The organism is Cryobacterium sp. Sr3 (genome assembly GCF_004402835.1).
GTDB lineage: Bacteria > Actinomycetota > Actinomycetes > Actinomycetales > Microbacteriaceae > Cryobacterium > Cryobacterium sandaracinum.
The window spans coordinates 56025-70513 of sequence record NZ_SOFA01000025.1; the positions used below are offsets into that span (position 1 = coordinate 56025).

13 protein-coding genes are annotated in these 14489 nt (G+C 67.6%); 4 read left to right on the forward strand and 9 right to left on the reverse strand.

Annotated features, from left to right (window positions below; translation table 11 throughout):
• The first annotated feature begins 53 nt into the window (after positions 1 to 53).
• Genes valS through E3N94_RS06315 form a run of 3 tightly spaced genes read left to right on the forward strand, consistent with a single transcriptional unit; the run spans position 54 to position 3359 of the window.
• Positions 54 to 2636: a valine--tRNA ligase gene (valS, locus tag E3N94_RS06305; protein WP_104103378.1), complete on the forward strand. Its 2583-nt coding sequence runs from the start codon at positions 54 to 56 to the stop codon at positions 2634 to 2636.
• Between the two features lie 9 nt (positions 2637 to 2645).
• Positions 2646 to 3092, forward strand: a complete 447-nt coding sequence (locus tag E3N94_RS06310) for a GNAT family N-acetyltransferase (protein WP_104103375.1) — start codon at positions 2646 to 2648, stop codon at positions 3090 to 3092.
• A gap of 6 nt (positions 3093 to 3098) precedes the next feature.
• On the forward strand, positions 3099 to 3359 hold the full coding sequence (locus E3N94_RS06315) for a hypothetical protein (protein WP_233191554.1): 261 nt from the start codon (positions 3099 to 3101) through the stop codon (positions 3357 to 3359).
• A 59-nt stretch (positions 3360 to 3418) separates the two neighbouring features.
• Here the strand turns inward: E3N94_RS06315 and E3N94_RS17565 are convergent, their stop codons facing one another.
• From E3N94_RS17565 to E3N94_RS06330, 4 genes are read right to left on the reverse strand one after another with little or no spacing between them, the layout of a single operon-like run.
• Positions 3419 to 3673, reverse strand: a complete 255-nt coding sequence (locus tag E3N94_RS17565; protein ID WP_347232694.1) for a hypothetical protein — start codon at positions 3671 to 3673, stop codon at positions 3419 to 3421.
• Complete coding sequence (locus E3N94_RS06320; RefSeq protein ID WP_347232693.1) at positions 3571 to 4722, reverse strand: thiolase family protein; 1152 nt, start codon at positions 4720 to 4722, stop codon at positions 3571 to 3573. The genes E3N94_RS17565 and E3N94_RS06320 overlap by 103 nt, the downstream gene beginning before the upstream one ends.
• Positions 4703 to 6139: an AMP-binding protein gene (locus tag E3N94_RS06325; protein ID WP_104103370.1), complete on the reverse strand. Its 1437-nt coding sequence runs from the start codon at positions 6137 to 6139 to the stop codon at positions 4703 to 4705. Before E3N94_RS06325 ends, E3N94_RS06320 begins: the two co-directional genes overlap by 20 nt.
• Before the next feature lie 3 nt (positions 6140 to 6142).
• A complete protein-coding gene (locus tag E3N94_RS06330) occupies positions 6143 to 6976 on the reverse strand; it encodes a methyltransferase domain-containing protein (RefSeq protein ID WP_134343131.1) in 834 nt (277 codons plus the stop codon).
• A gap of 66 nt (positions 6977 to 7042) precedes the next feature.
• Here E3N94_RS06330 and E3N94_RS06335 point away from each other — a divergent pair, with 66 nt between their 5' ends.
• Complete coding sequence (locus tag E3N94_RS06335) at positions 7043 to 9076, forward strand: M3 family metallopeptidase (RefSeq protein ID WP_134343130.1); 2034 nt, start codon at positions 7043 to 7045, stop codon at positions 9074 to 9076.
• Positions 9077 to 9455: 379 nt separating this feature from the next.
• On the opposite strand, the gene E3N94_RS17460 is transcribed toward E3N94_RS06335, so the two are convergent.
• The 5 genes from E3N94_RS17460 to tig all read right to left on the reverse strand — a co-directional run bounded on the left by E3N94_RS17460 (position 9456) and on the right by tig (position 14473).
• Positions 9456 to 9866 carry a benzoate/H(+) symporter BenE family transporter gene (locus E3N94_RS17460; protein WP_277870675.1) on the reverse strand — a complete coding sequence of 137 codons (411 nt, stop codon included), beginning with the start codon at positions 9864 to 9866 and terminating at the stop codon, positions 9456 to 9458.
• An 87-nt stretch (positions 9867 to 9953) separates the two neighbouring features.
• Positions 9954 to 11234, reverse strand: a complete 1281-nt coding sequence (clpX, locus tag E3N94_RS06355; RefSeq protein ID WP_134569966.1) for an ATP-dependent Clp protease ATP-binding subunit ClpX — start codon at positions 11232 to 11234, stop codon at positions 9954 to 9956.
• 186 nt (positions 11235 to 11420) lie between these two features.
• Positions 11421 to 12092 (reverse strand): ATP-dependent Clp protease proteolytic subunit, encoded by a 672-nt coding sequence (locus tag E3N94_RS06360; RefSeq protein ID WP_104103356.1) that lies wholly within the window; start codon positions 12090 to 12092, stop codon positions 11421 to 11423.
• 15 nt (positions 12093 to 12107) lie between these two features.
• Positions 12108 to 12707 (reverse strand): ATP-dependent Clp protease proteolytic subunit, encoded by a 600-nt coding sequence (locus E3N94_RS06365; protein WP_104103353.1) that lies wholly within the window; start codon positions 12705 to 12707, stop codon positions 12108 to 12110.
• Positions 12708 to 13018: 311 nt separating this feature from the next.
• Entirely contained in the window at positions 13019 to 14473 is a 1455-nt protein-coding gene (gene tig / locus E3N94_RS06370) for a trigger factor (protein WP_134343128.1), read from the reverse strand.
• Between the last annotated feature and the right edge of the window lie 16 nt (positions 14474 to 14489).

Below are 14489 nucleotides of genomic sequence, written 5' to 3' on the forward strand. Positions count from 1 at the left end.
TACTCAGGCACTTCACCAACGACACGGTGCCGCACAGATCGAATCGGAGAAACATGACCGCCGCCAACGTTCCGGAAAAACCGGCCCTTGAAGGCCTCGAAACCAAGTGGGGCGGCTCGTGGGAAGAGGCCGGCACCTACCGTTTCGACCGTGACTCGGCCACGCGGGAGCGTATCTTCTCCATCGATACCCCGCCGCCGACCGCTTCCGGCTCCCTGCACATCGGCCACGTCTTCTCTTACACCCACACGGATGTCATCGCCCGCTTCCAGCGGATGCGCGGCAAGAGCGTCTTCTACCCGATGGGCTGGGACGACAACGGCCTGCCCACCGAGCGGCGCGTGCAAAACTACTACGGCGTGCGCTGCGATCCGTCGCTGCCCTACGCCACCGAGTTCACCGCCCCGTTCGAGGGCGGAGACGGCAAAAGCACCAAAGCCGCCGACCAGCTGCCGATCAGCCGCCGCAACTTCATCGAGCTGTGCGAGCGCCTCACCATCGAGGACGAGAAGCAGTTCGAGGCCGTTTGGCGCATGCTGGGCCTGAGCGTCGACTGGGCCCAGACCTACCGCACGATCGGCAATGACTCCCTGGTCACCTCCCAGTCCGCCTTCATCGGTAACGTCGAGCGCGGTGAGGCCTACCAGGCCATGGCCCCCACCCTCTGGGACGTCACCTTCCGCACCGCGGTCGCCCAGGCCGAGCTCGAAGACAAGGAGATGCCGGCGTTCTACCACCGGGTCGCCTTCGCCAAGCCCGATGGCGGCGCCATCGAGATCGAGACCACCCGCCCGGAACTGCTGCCGGCCTGTGTCGCGCTCGTGGCGCATCCGGACGATGAGCGCTACCAGGCGCTGTTCGGCACGACCGTGCGCACCCCCCTCTTCGACGTGGAAGTGCCGATCCTGGCCCACCACCTCGCGCAGAAGGACAAGGGCAGTGGCATCGCCATGATCTGCACGTTCGGCGACGTCACCGATGTGATCTGGTGGCGTGAACTCGACCTTCCGAACCGCGCCATCATGGGCTTTGACGGCCGCATCATCGCCGAGGCGCCCGAGGCGATCACAAGCGAGGCCGGACAGGCCGCGTACGCGCAGCTGGCCGGCAAGACCGTCTTCTCCGCCAAGGCAGCCGTGGTCGACTTGCTCCGCATCGGCGGCGACCTGATCGGCGAGCCCCGCGCGATCGTGCACCCGGTCAAGTTCTTCGAGAAGGGCGACAAACCGCTCGAGATCGTGTCGACCCGTCAGTGGTATATCCGCAACGGCGCTCGGGACGAGGAGCTGCGCGCCCGCCTGTTCACGCACGGTACCGACCTGCAGTGGCACCCGGAGTTCATGCGTGTGCGCTACGAGAACTGGGTCAACGGCCTCACCGGCGACTGGCTCGTCTCCCGCCAGCGCTTCTTCGGCGTTCCGCTGCCGATCTGGTACCCGCTGGATGCCGACGCGAACCCGCTCTTCGACCAGCCCATCGTCGCCACCCGCGAGACGCTCCCGGTCGACCCGTCCTCCGACACCGCCCCGGGCTTTGCCGCCGAGCAGCGCGGCCAGGCGAACGGCTTCGTCGGCGAGGTCGACGTGATGGACACCTGGGCGACCTCCTCCCTGACCCCGCAGCTGGCGGGCGGCTGGGAGCGCGACCCCGCACTGTTCGATCTCGTCTACCCGTACTCGCTGCGCCCGCAGGGCCAGGACATCATCCGCACCTGGCTGTTCTCCACCCTGCTGCGCTCCGAGCTGGAACACGGCGTCTCGCCGTGGCAGCACGCAGCCCTGTCCGGCTTCATCGTCGACCCCGACCGTAAGAAGATGTCCAAGTCCAAGGGCAATGTGGTCACCCCGGCAGACATGCTCGAGCAGCACGGTTCGGATGCCGTGCGCTACTGGGCCGCGTCGTCGCGCCTCGGCACCGACGCGGCCTTCGACCCCAAGAACCCGACCCAGATCAAAATCGGCCGTCGCCTGGCGATCAAGATCCTGAACGCGTCAAAGTTCATCCTTGCCTTCGACGGCGCCGCCGACGCCCCCGTGACCGAGCCGCTCGACCAGAGCATGCTCGCTCGGCTCAGCGTCGTCGTCGGCCACGCCACCGCCGCGATCGAGGGCTACGACCACGCACGTGCGCTGGAACTCACCGAGAGCTTCTTCTGGACGTTCTGCGACGACTACCTCGAACTGGTCAAAGAGCGCGCGTACGGCGAAGCGGGAGCCGGCCAGGCTTCGGCCGTCGCCGCCCTGCGCACCGCCCTGGCCACCCAGCTGCGCCTCTTCGCCCCGTTCGTGCCGTTCGCGACCGAGGAAGCCTGGTCCTGGTCCAACGAGGGGTCCATCCACCGTACCCCCTGGCCCGTTCAGACCGAGCTCGGCGGAGGGCAGGGCGGCAACGTGGCCCTGCTGGACCTGTGCAGCCGGGCGCTGACCGGCATCCGCCGCGCGAAAACGGATGCCAAGGCATCCCAGAAATCCGCCGTTGTTTCTGCTGTAATTAGCGGTACGGCTGCAGAGATTGCCCTGCTCAGGCAGGCTGCAGCCGATCTGAGGGCCGTTGGCCGCATCTCGGAGTTGGTTTTTATTGAGGGCAGCGAATTGGCTGTCACTGACATCGTGCTCGCCACGGTGCTGGAGAACTAGGAGAACCGAATGTCAATCAAGGTACGCGCGCTCGGCGACAAGGACTTCTTCTCATGGCTGGGACTCTTCGAGGGCTACAGCGAGTTCTACAAGAGCGAACTGACTGATCAGAAAGCGCTCCAGGTCTGGAGCTGGATCATCGACAAGAACGAGTCTCTCGCCGGTGCCGTGGCTGTCGACGAGGACGGCGAGTTCGTCGGCTTCGCCCATTACCGCGAGGTCCCGAGCACCCTGACCGCCACTCGCGGACTGTTCCTGGACGACCTGTTCGTGTCGCCGGACTCCCGCAGCACGGGCGTCGGCCGGGCCCTGATCGAGTTCGCCAAGGAGTGCGCCGCGGCGGACCGTCTCACGACCGTGCAGTGGCTGACCGCCGCCGACAACGAGACCGCGCAGCGCCTGTACGACGATGTGGCCACCCGCACGGACTGGGTCACCTACGAGATCGAGCTGTAAGTGAAGATGGGAACCCGCTGGCCTCTGGGTCACCCGGCGCCGGCCGGGCTGCCTCATGTGGTGGAAATCGCCATCCGTGCGGTCGAAGAGGACCTCACCGCGCTGGCGGAGGACTCCAGCGCCTGGCGCTGGACACTGACCTGGCTCGAGGGCAACCCCGTGCTCGAGCTCGACGACGGCACGATCATCCGCTATGACCCGGGCGAGGACAGTGCCACGATCACGCAGCCGTCGATCGTGCTCGACGACGAAGACGACTGGATCTAACCTCTGCTGACCGGCATTCCGGTACTCCGCGGGGCCGCTCCGCACCCCGTGGTCGTGCGTCAGCGTGAGAGTCGTTCGACGCCTGCTGCCTCCGATGACAGGGACTGCTCCCAGCGGAACAGGGCGGCTACCCCCAGGCCGCCGGCGATGCTGACCGCCGCGAGGGCGGCGTCCCCCGGCGTTGCCGCGGCGCGACACTGCTGCAGCAGCCTCAGTACCAGCAGGGCTCCGCTGGCGCCGAACGGATGCCCGAGGGCCAGCGCTCCGCCCTCGCGGTTGGCGTGCTCCTCCGCAACGCCGAGCAGATCAAGGATGCGAGCACCTGCGCCGCGAACGCCTCGTTGAACTCGATCCGAGCCAGGTCGGCCCCGGTCAGGCCCTGCCGGAGCAGCACGAGGCGCGCGGCCTCGGCGCCGGCGATGCCGAGGAAGTTCGGGTCCGTGCCGGTGACCGCGGCGTCGACGAAGGATAACCAGCCGGTCAGTCCGAGTTCGCGTGCCCGCCGGCGGCTGGTGACCAGGACCACGACGGCGCCATCGGCATCCGCGCAGGAGTTGCCGGCGGTGACCGTTCCTCCCGGCCGGAAGACCGGCGCGAACCGGGCCAGCAGGGCCTCAGTCAGACCCGGGCGGGGACCCTCGTCGACGAAAACCGGGCCGGTCTCTGTCGGCAGCGGCACGATCTCGGGGGCTGGCACGGCGGCAGCCGTGGCGGCCAGCCGGTGACTGCGGAGGGCGAAGGCATCCTGCCGCTGCCGGGAGATGCCGTAGCGGTCGGCCACGTTCTCGGCGGCGACGCCCATGTCGGGGTCGCCGATCGAATCGGGGGCGAAACGCACGCGATCGAAGAAGTCCGGCTGCCCGGCGCTCGAGGTGAGCCGGTGCGCACGCAGCGGGGCCGTGCTGCAACTCTCGACTCCCCCGGCAAGGTAGAGGTCGCCAGCGCCGGCGGCAACCAACCGGCAGGCCAGCACGATGGCCTCAAGGCCGGAGCCGCACTGCCGGTCGATCGTGAGGCCAGGAACGGAATCCGGCAGACCGGCCGTCAGCGCGGCGAGGCGGGCAACATTGCCGCCGCCGCCCGCCGCGTTGCCGATGATGACGTCGTCGATGGCAGCCGGGGACACCCCGCCGCCGGACACCACGGCGTTCAGCACGGGGGCCAGCAGGTCTTCGGCACGGGTGTGCGCGAACACCCCGTTGCGGCGGCCGAAGGCGGTGCGGCGGGCAAGAACGATCACGGGTTCCCGGGCATCGTCGGTTGGCGGGCCGGCGTGCGAATCGACGGTGTCGGCGCTGGGAGCAGCGGAGCCGTCGGCACCGACCGCGTCCGGCCGGATTGGGTCAGCGGAGCGGGCGCACACGACGGTCACCTTCCTCGATCCAGCGGCGCAGCATCACCCGGCTGAGTTTACCGGCCGAGGTGAGCGGCAGTTCCGCCAGGGCGTAGTAGGCGCGGGGCCGGTGGGGCGCGGCGAGCAGAGCCGCGACGTATGACCGGATGCGCGCGGCATCCGTCTCGGAGCCCGCGATCACGGCGGCCACCACGCGGGTCCCGCGAACGGGGTCCGGCAGACCGGTGACGACGGCCGCCTCCACGCCGGGAAGGCCGCGCAAAGCCGCTTCGACCTGCTGCGGGTAGACGTTGTGCCCGGACGTGACGATGAGGTCGGCGCGGCGGCCGAGGTGGTGCAGCACGGCCGCCGGGTCGAGGAAGCCGATGTCGCCGACCGTGCACCAGTCGACCTCGCGGCGGAACGCCTCGCCGTCGTCGCCCCAGGCGTACCCGCCGCCCACCAGAAGGCTGCGCACGAAGATGGTGCCCGGGGTGCCGGTCGGCAGGGCGCGTCCCGCGTCGTCCTGGATGCGCACCTCCACGCCGGGCAGAGCCCGCCCGACGGCGGTCGCCGAGATCGGCGACACCTCGCCGGGACGCAGCACGGATGCCGTCACGAAGCTCAGTTCGGCCGCCCCGTAGTACTCGAACACGCTGGCGTCCGGCGCCCAGAGGCGCAGCATCGACAGGGTTCCCGGGTCGAGTTTGGCCCCCGCACTCACGATGCCGGTGAGCCCCCTGCCGGTGGGGGGCCTGCCGTCCGTTCCGACGGACAGCGCGTGCGCGGCGATCACACGCAGCACGGTCGGCGCCGCCACGATCCGGGTGATCTGCTCGACAGTGACACAGGCGACAGCGGCGGCGGCGGAGAAGCGGTGCAGAGCGAAGAAGGCGGAGCCGGTGTGCAGCGATTCGGCGAAAGCGTAGAGGCTGAGGCTGGCAGAGAGCGGGCCGGGCGCCAGTGTGCGGTCGTGCCGAGTCAGGCCGAAGAACTCGGTGCCCAGCGCGAACGAGCGCTGCCAGGAGGCTCGGCTGCGCGTGAATGCCTTGGGTACGGAGGTCGTGCCGGAGGTGAACCCGTAGAGGAAGTCCCTGTCGGGTGGACCGTCGCGCAGCTCCGTGCCGAGCAGGGGCGCGCCGGCGGCGACCCGTCCGTCCAACCCTGCGGTCCTCGCCAGGCGGCTCTCGACCACCCTGCGCTGCGCCTCCGGCCAGTCAGGGTTGAGAATCGCAGAGCAGCGGCCTTCGGCGACGCCCGCGGCGAAGGCAACGGCGAACGCGGTGCCGTGGGGCAGGCAGACGCTGGAGATCCGGGGCGTCGCGGGCAGGATCGCCGCCGCCGCATCGCGGAGCTCGGCGAAGCTGATTCGGTCGGCGCCGACCGCGACGGCGGTGGCGTCGGGCTGAACCTGGGCCCAGTGTTGGAGTCGGTCGAGGAACGGCACGGGCTACTTCCTGGCGACGATCTCGCCGTGTGGGATACCGCACCAGCCATCGGGGTCGCCGGCCCACTGCAGCCATGCGGCTTGCATCATCCGAAGGTCGGCGAGGTCGGCCGCGCCCACCTCGATGGCGTGTGCCGCGAAGTCGGACTCGATCACCCGCTCGGCCCAGGATTGCCCCCACCACTCGCGTTCGACATCCGAGGCGAAGCACCAAAGGGATGCCGAACTCGCCACGTCGGTGAACCCGGCCTTGCGCGCCCAGGCTTTGAGAGCGCGCCCGGCGTCGGGGTCGCCGCCGTTCCAGTACTGCACGTCGCGGAAGGCGCTCTCCCACAGCTGCAGGCCCTGAAGCTTCGGGTAGTACATCACTCCCCCGGAATCGACGTCGCGGGCGGCGAGGATTCCGCCCGGTCTCAGCACGCGCCGGAACTCCCGCAGCGCGGCGACGGGGTTGGCGAGGTGCTGGAGCACCTGGTGCGCGTGCACGATGTCGAAGCTCGCGTCGGCGAAGCCGAGCGCGTAGGCGTCACCCACCCGGAACGACACGTTCCGCACCCCCTCATCGAAGGCCAGCCCGGCTGCGCGCAGCACAATCTGCTCCGACGCATCGATGCCGGTAACCTGACCGGGATACAGCCGGCGTGCCAGGTCGACCGTGACCGTGCCCGGACCGCAGCCCACGTCGAGCAGGGTCAGCCCGGCATCCAGGTGTGGGATCAGGTAGGCCGCCGAGTTGGCCACCGTGCGCCAGGTATGCGAGCGCAGCACGCTCTCGTGATGCCCGTGCGTGTACTGCTCCCGGGGCGCGGTCTCGGGGCGTGCCGGCTCGTCGATCATGAACCGATCCTAGGCGTGCGGGGGAATACTCCGACAGACGAAATGTGGATGTGACAGGGTGAAGAAATGAACCCCTTCGCCAGCATCAGCACGCTTCCGTTCGAGCTGCCCCCGTTCGCGCTGATTGCGGAGGAGCACTACCGGCCGGCGTTCCTGGACGGTATGTCTGAGCAGTTGGCCGAGATTGCGGCGATCTGCGCGAGCACGGATGCCCCCACCTTCGACAACACGATGGTTCCGCTCGAGCGCAGCGGACCGTTGCTGACCCGGGTGGCCGAGGTGTTCTTCAACCGGAGTTCGTCGGACTCCAGCGACTTTACCAACGCCCTCGAGGAGGAACTGGCCCCGCTCCTCGCGGCGCACGCGGACGCCATCCGTCTGGACCCTGGCCTGTTCACCCGGATCGCCGCTCTGCAGGAGCAGCGGGACCGGTTGGACCTGGAGCCGGAGGAGCGCTACCTGATCGAGCGGTACTTCACCGAGTTCACGCTCGCGGGCGCGGGCCTCGGCGACGACGACAAGGCCCGGCTGCGTAACTACAATAAGCGGCTCTCCACGGTCACCACCCGGTTCGAGAAGAACCTGCTCGCCGACACCATCGATCTGGCACTCGTGCTCGACGACGTGAGCGAGCTGGATGGCCTCACCCCCGGTCAGATCTCCGCCGCGGCCGAGGCCGCCCACGAGCGCGGCCTGACCGGCCGTTACGTGGTCACTCTGGTGCTGGCTACCTCGCACCCCTACTTGGCACAGCTGACGAACCGGGGTGTGCGGGAACGGCTGCTGGCCGCCTCACGGTCCCGGGGCATCCGTGGCGGGCAGTTCGACAACCGCGCCCTCGTGCTGGAGATCTCGCGGCTGCGTGCCGAGCGAGCCCGGCTGCTCGGATTCGACAGCCACGCGGCCGGCGTGACCGCGGACCAGACGGCGAAGACCCCGGAGGCGGTCGCCGACATGCTCGGGCGCCTCGCGCCGGCGGCAGCCCGGAATGCGCGCGTCGAGCAGGCCGACCTGCAGGAGCAGATCGATGCGGACGGCGGGGACTTCGAGCTCGCCGCCTGGGACTGGGCCTTCTACACGGAGAGGGTGCGGCGAGCCCGCTACGACGTGGACACCGCGGCCATGCGCCCCTACTTCGAGTTCGAACGGGTGCTGCAGGATGGCGTGTTCTACGCGGCCAATCGGCTCTACGGCGTCACCTTCACCGAGCGACCCGACCTCGTCGCCTGGCACCCCGGCGCGCGTGTGTTCGAGGTCGCCGAGGCCGACGGCTCGCCCGTGGGCCTGTACATCATCGACGTCTACACCCGCGACTCCAAGCGGGGCGGCGCCTGGATGAACGCCCTGGGCTCCCAGTCGACGCTTATAGGTACCCCCACGATCGTCTGCAACAACCTGAACGTTCCCCGGCCGGCGACGGGCGAGCCCACCCTGCTCAGTTTCGACGAGGTCGTCACCCTGTTCCACGAGTTCGGGCACGCCCTGCACGGCCTGTTCGCGCGGGTCACCTACCCGAAATTCGCCGGCACCAATGTGTACCGCGACTTTGTGGAGTTCCCCAGCCAGGTCAACGAGATGTGGATGCTGTGGCCCGACGTGCTCGCGAACTATGCTCGTCACCACGAGACCGGGGAGCCCATGCCCCAGGACCTCGTCGACCGCATCCACGCCTCGTCCACCTTCAACGAGGGCTTCTCCACCAGCGAGTACCTTGCGGCGGCCCTGCTCGACCAGGCCTGGCACCGCATCGAAGCCGACGACAGGGTGACGGATGTCGCCGCGTTCGAGGCATCCGCCCTCGCCGCCGTGGGGCTCGACAATCCTGCCGTGCCGACCCGCTATTCCAGCACCTACTTCGCGCACACCTTCGCCGGCGGCTACGACGCCGGCTACTACTCCTACATCTGGAGCGAGGTGCTGGACGCCGACACCGGCGAGTGGTTCGCAGAGAACGGCGGGCTCACCCGGGCCAACGGAGACCGTTTCCGGTCGCGGCTGCTGAGCGTGGGCGGCAGCACAGACCCGCTCGCCGCCTACCGCCATTTCCGCGGTCGTGACGCCGACATTCAGCCGCTGCTCGACCGTCGCGGCCTGAACTAGCACCGTCCGGCCCTGCCCGGCCCTGCCCGGCCCTGCCCGGCGCCCTAACGCCCCGCCCCTGAACCAATTCGACGGAGATTTTACGGAAACCGGCCGCTTTCGGCCCGTGTGGGCCCGATTTCGGCAAAATCTCCGTCGAATTCGTTAGGGGGCAGCGACGGCAGTTGGGTGAGAGCGCCCGGAGGGCATCCAGCCGAGCCAGAGCATGACCACGCCGCCGATGACCAGCCCCCGAACGCGGAGCAGATGCCCAACACCGAAACGCCCGACGCGGTGACCAGGACGAGGCAGGCCGCCCCGGAGGCAGCCGTGGCGATCCACCGCTTCGGGCCGTCAGGATGCGCGTCGGGGCCGGCCATCGGCGCGGTCGTGATTGCCGTCAGGGTGATGCCGTGCGCGCCGACGACCGATCCGACCTCGCCAGACCGGAGCCGACCAGATCGCGCAGGGCGGAGGCTGGTAGCCGAACGTCGATGATCGCGGCCACGACCATGGTCGCCGGCACCATCCACGCGCGCGCCGGCTTGCCCGCGGCGAGCCAGACCAGAACAACCGGCACCGCGAGCAGCGGCTGCTGCACGGCTGCCGTCACCGGGGCCGGGCAGATCGGGAACAGGATGCCGGCAAGCATCGCACTGGCGATCGGCTTCGGGATACAGCACGCCGTCGATGCCGACCAGCAGGCAGGGCGCCAACAGCACGGATGCCGTCTGCGAATCGGTCGCGCCCACGACCTGCAGCCCGGCGATGACGAGCACGAATGAACCCGCGAATCCGGTGACCGCCGCAACGACGCCGACGAAAGCGGGCTGGTACACGGCGGCCCCCGGGCCCAGTTCGGTCGGGTGCCGAAGCGGGGTGAGGCCGGACGCTGAACCTAGGCGGACTTGTCGACGCGGCGGGCCTTGTGCAGCACGATCGTGGGCTCGGCGTTATCGAGCACGGCGGCCCGGGTGACCACGACGCGCGACACCTCGGAGCTCGACGGCACCTCGAACATGATCGGTCCGAGCACTTCTTCCATGATCGCCCGCAGGCCACGCGCACCGGTCTTGCGCAGGACCGCGAGGTCGGCGATGGCCTCCAACGCCGGCTGTTCGAACTCGAGCTCGACGCCGTCGAGCTGGAACATGCGCTGGTACTGCCGCACGAGGGCGTTCTTCGGGACGGTCAAAATCTGCATCAGGGCCACCTGGTCGAGCTGGGTGACGGTGGTGACCACGGGCAGACGGCCGATGAACTCGGGGATCAGGCCGAATTTGTGCAGGTCTTCGGGGAGCACCTCACTGAACAGGTTGACGTCGTCACCCTTGCTGTGAAGCGGAGCGCCGAACCCGATGCCCTTCTTGCCGGCCCGGGTCGAAATGATGTCATCCAGGCCCGCGAACGCGCCGGCCACGATGAACAGCACATTCGTGGTGTCGATCTGAATGAATTCCTGGTGCGGATGCTTGCGCCCACCCTGCGGCGGAACCGAGGCCACAGTGCCCTCGAGAATCTTCAACAGGGCCTGCTGCACACCCTCGCCGGACACGTCGCGGGTGATCGAGGGATTCTCGGCCTTGCGCGCGATCTTGTCGATCTCGTCGATGTAGATGATGCCGGTCTCGGCGCGCTTGACGTCGTAGTCGGCGGCCTGGATCAACTTGAGGAGGATGTTCTCCACGTCTTCACCGACATAGCCGGCCTCGGTGAGGGCCGTCGCATCCGCCACGGCGAAGGGAACGTTGAGGCGTTTTGCCAGTGTCTGGGCGAGGTAGGTCTTGCCGCAGCCGGTAGGGCCGATCAACAGAATATTGGACTTGGCGATTTCCACGTCGTCGTGGATGGCGTCGGCGGCGGTGAGGGTGGCGCGGGAGCGTACGCGCTTGTAATGGTTGTAGACGGCAACGGCGAGGGCGCGCTTTGCGGCTTCCTGCCCGATGACGTATTCCTCGAGGAAGCCGAAGATCTCCTTCGGCTTGGGCAATTCGAATTCGCCGGCACCGTCTTCAGCGGTGGCTTCGGCCAAACGCTCCTCGATGATCTCGTTGCACAACTCGACGCACTCATCGCAGATGTAGACACCGGGGCCCGCAATGAGCTGCTGCACCTGCTTCTGGCTCTTTCCGCAGAAAGAGCATTTCAACAGGTCAGCGCTTTCGCCTATTCGGGCCATCCGTCAGCCTCCTCCATTGACAACTGCATCGAGCCTAGCCTGTGCCTGTGCGGCACGGGTGCAGGCTGACCGCATCTGTCGAATAACGTTCAGGCACCGTTCTGCCCGAACTCTCCGATATGCGAAACGCGACGGATGCCCGGCTCCGTTGAGCCGGACATCCGTCGCGTTCACGGTTTCGCTCTTCTACTTGACGAGCGTGGGCACGTTTTTGCGGCTGGTCAGGATCTGGTCGATCAGGCCGTACTCGAGGGCCTCGGCCGAGCCGAGGATCTTGTCGCGGTCGATATCCTTGTGAACCTGCTCCGCGCTGCGGTTGGAGTGGTGAGCGATGGTGAATTCGAGCCACTCCCGCATCCGCTGAATCTCAGCTGCCTGGATCTCGATGTCGGAGGCCTGACCTCCGCCCTGTCCGCCGGCCGAGGGCTGGTGGATGAGGATGCGGGCGTTGGGAAGGGCGAGGCGCTTCCCGGGTGTGCCGCCGGCAAGCAGCACGGCCGCAGCGGATGCCGCCTGGCCGAGGCAGACCGTCTGGATGTGCGGACGAATGTACTGCATCGTGTCGTAGATCGCCGTCATCGCGGTGAAGGAGCCACCCGGTGAGTTGATGTACATCACGATGTCCCGGTCCGGGTCCTGGCTCTCGAGCACCAGGAGCTGGGCCATGACGTCATCGGCGGACGCGTCGTCCACCTGCACGCCGAGAAAGATGATGCGGTCCTCGAAGAGCTTCGCGTAGGGGTCCTGGCGCTTGTAGCCGTAGGCCGTGCGCTCTTCAAACGTGGGAAGGATGTATCGGGCCTCGGGAGCCTGCGAAGCGCGGCCCCCGGCCTGGTGACCAAAATTCGTGAATTCCATGTCGTCTCGCCCGTCCTACTTCTTGTTCACTGAGTCGTCGGTGCCGCCGCCGCCGACCACTTCCGACGCGGAGCCGCGCAGGTGGTCGACAAAACCATAGGCCACGGCCTCGTGAGCGGTGAACCAGTTGTCGCGGTCGTTGTCAATGAGGATCTGCTCGACCGACTTGCCGGTCTGCTCTGCCGTGAGTTCGGCCATCCGCTTCTTCATATCCAGGATGACCTTCGCCTGCGTCTGGATGTCGGCGGCCGTGCCACCGAATCCGCCGGACGGCTGGTGCAACAGGACCCGGGCGTTGGGTGTGATGTAGCGCTTGCCCTTGGTTCCAGAGGACAACAGGAACTGCCCCATCGACGCAGCGAGTCCGATGCCGACGGTGACGATGTCGTTCGGAACGAACCTCATCGTGTCGTAAATGGCCATGCCCGCCGTGATTGAGCCGCCGGGCGAGTTGATGTACAGGAAGATATCCCGCTCCGAGTCCTCTGCGGCCAGCAGCAGGATTTTGGCACAAATCTCGTTGGCGTTCTCATCCCGGACCTCTGAACCCAGCCAGATGATGCGGTCTTTCAGCAGTCGGTCAAAAACGCCCGGTGTAGGTGTCATATCGGCCATGTCGCGCTCCGTTTCACTTGTCGCTTCAGATTGAATCTATAGGAGCCAACGCTCCGGAACGGCTGTGTTCGCCCTCGGCAGATAACGCGCCGCCCACGCATCAGTCGCTCCGAACCAATTCGACGGAGATTCTGCTCTCCTGGCCCCGAAAATCGTGCATAACGGCCCTTGACCCGAAAATCTCCGTCGAATTGGTCCAGTGCGGGAGAGCTGAGGGCAAGGGACGGGAGCGGGGGCGGCAGGGCAGAAACGCGGAACGGGCCGGATGTCTGTGACATCCGACCCGAACGCCCGCGTGAGCGGTCGTCGTGCTACTTCTTGGCGGCGGCCTTCTTCTTCGCCGCGGTGGCCTTGGCCTTGGCTGCCTTCGCTGCCGTGGCCTTGGCGGCCTTGATGGCCTCGACCTCGGCGTCGACCTCGGCCTCGACCTCGGCGGCGTCGGAGTCGTCCTCCTCGATCTCCTCTTCCTCGTCCTCGCCGGACGCCTCGTCGGCGACCGCGACGAACTCGGACAGGTCGACGGCGTTACCGTTGGAGTCAACGACCTCGGCCTTGCCCAGCGCGATGGCGAGGGCCTTGTTGCGGGCAACCTCGGCCACCATCGACGGGATCTGACCGTTGCCGCTCAGCGCCTGGACGAATTCGCTCGGGTCCATGCCGTACTGGGCTGCGCCCTGGATCAGGTACTGAGTGAGCTCGTCCTGGCTGACCTGGACCTTCTCGGCCTCGGCGATGGTGTCGAGCAGGATCTGCTGACGGAAGGTCTTCTCGCTGGCCTCGGTGACCTCGGCGCGGTGCTCGGCGTCTTCGAGGCGGTTCTCGCCCTCGAGGTGGCGACGCACCTCGTCCTCGATGATCGCGGTCGGAATCGGAACCTCGACCGACTCGAGCAGCTGCTCGACGAGCTTCTCGCGGGCCTGGGTGCCTTGGCCGAAGACCTTGGAGCGCTCGACCTGGCCCTTGAGGCTCTCGGTCAGTTCGGCGATGGTGTCGAACTCGCTGGCGATCTGCGCGAAGTCGTCGTCGGCGGTGGGAAGCTCGCGCTCCTTGACGGCGCCGACGGTGACGGTGATCTCGGCGGTCTCGCCCTCGTGGTCCCCACCCATGAGGTTGGAATTGAAGGTGGTGGTCTCACCGGCGCTGAGAGAGTCGAGCGCCTCGTCGATGCCGTCGATGAGGTCGCCGGATCCGACCTCGTAGGAGATGCCGGTGGCGTTGTCGACCTCGACGCTGTTGATGGCGGCGATCAGGTCGATCTGCACGAAGTCGCCCGTGGTGGCGGGACGATCGACGGTGACGAGAGTGCCGAAGCGGCTGCGCAGGTTGTCGAGTTCCTCGGTGACCTCTTCATCGGACACCTCGACGGCGTCGACGGTGAGCTTCAGCCCGGAGTAGTTCGGCAGGTCGATCTCGGGGCGCACGTCGACCTCGATGGCCAGTTCCAGGTCTCCGGAGAAGTCCTTGTCGCTGGGCCAGGCGACGATGTCTGCCTCGGGGCGGCCCAGGGGGCGCAGCTTGTGCTCGGTCACGGCCGAGCGGTAGAAACCGTCGAGGCTCTCGTTGACCGCATGCTCGAGCACGGCGGACTTGCCGACACGCTGGTCGATGATGGCCGGCGGGACCTTGCCCTTGCGGAAGCCGGGGATGTTGATGTCCTCGGCGATGTGGCCGTAGGCGTGGGTGATGCTGGGCTTCAGCTCCTCGGGAGCCACCGAGATGGTGACCTTCGCGCGAGTGGGGCTCAGTTGTTCTACCGTGGACTTCACGTGGCAATCTCCTGTG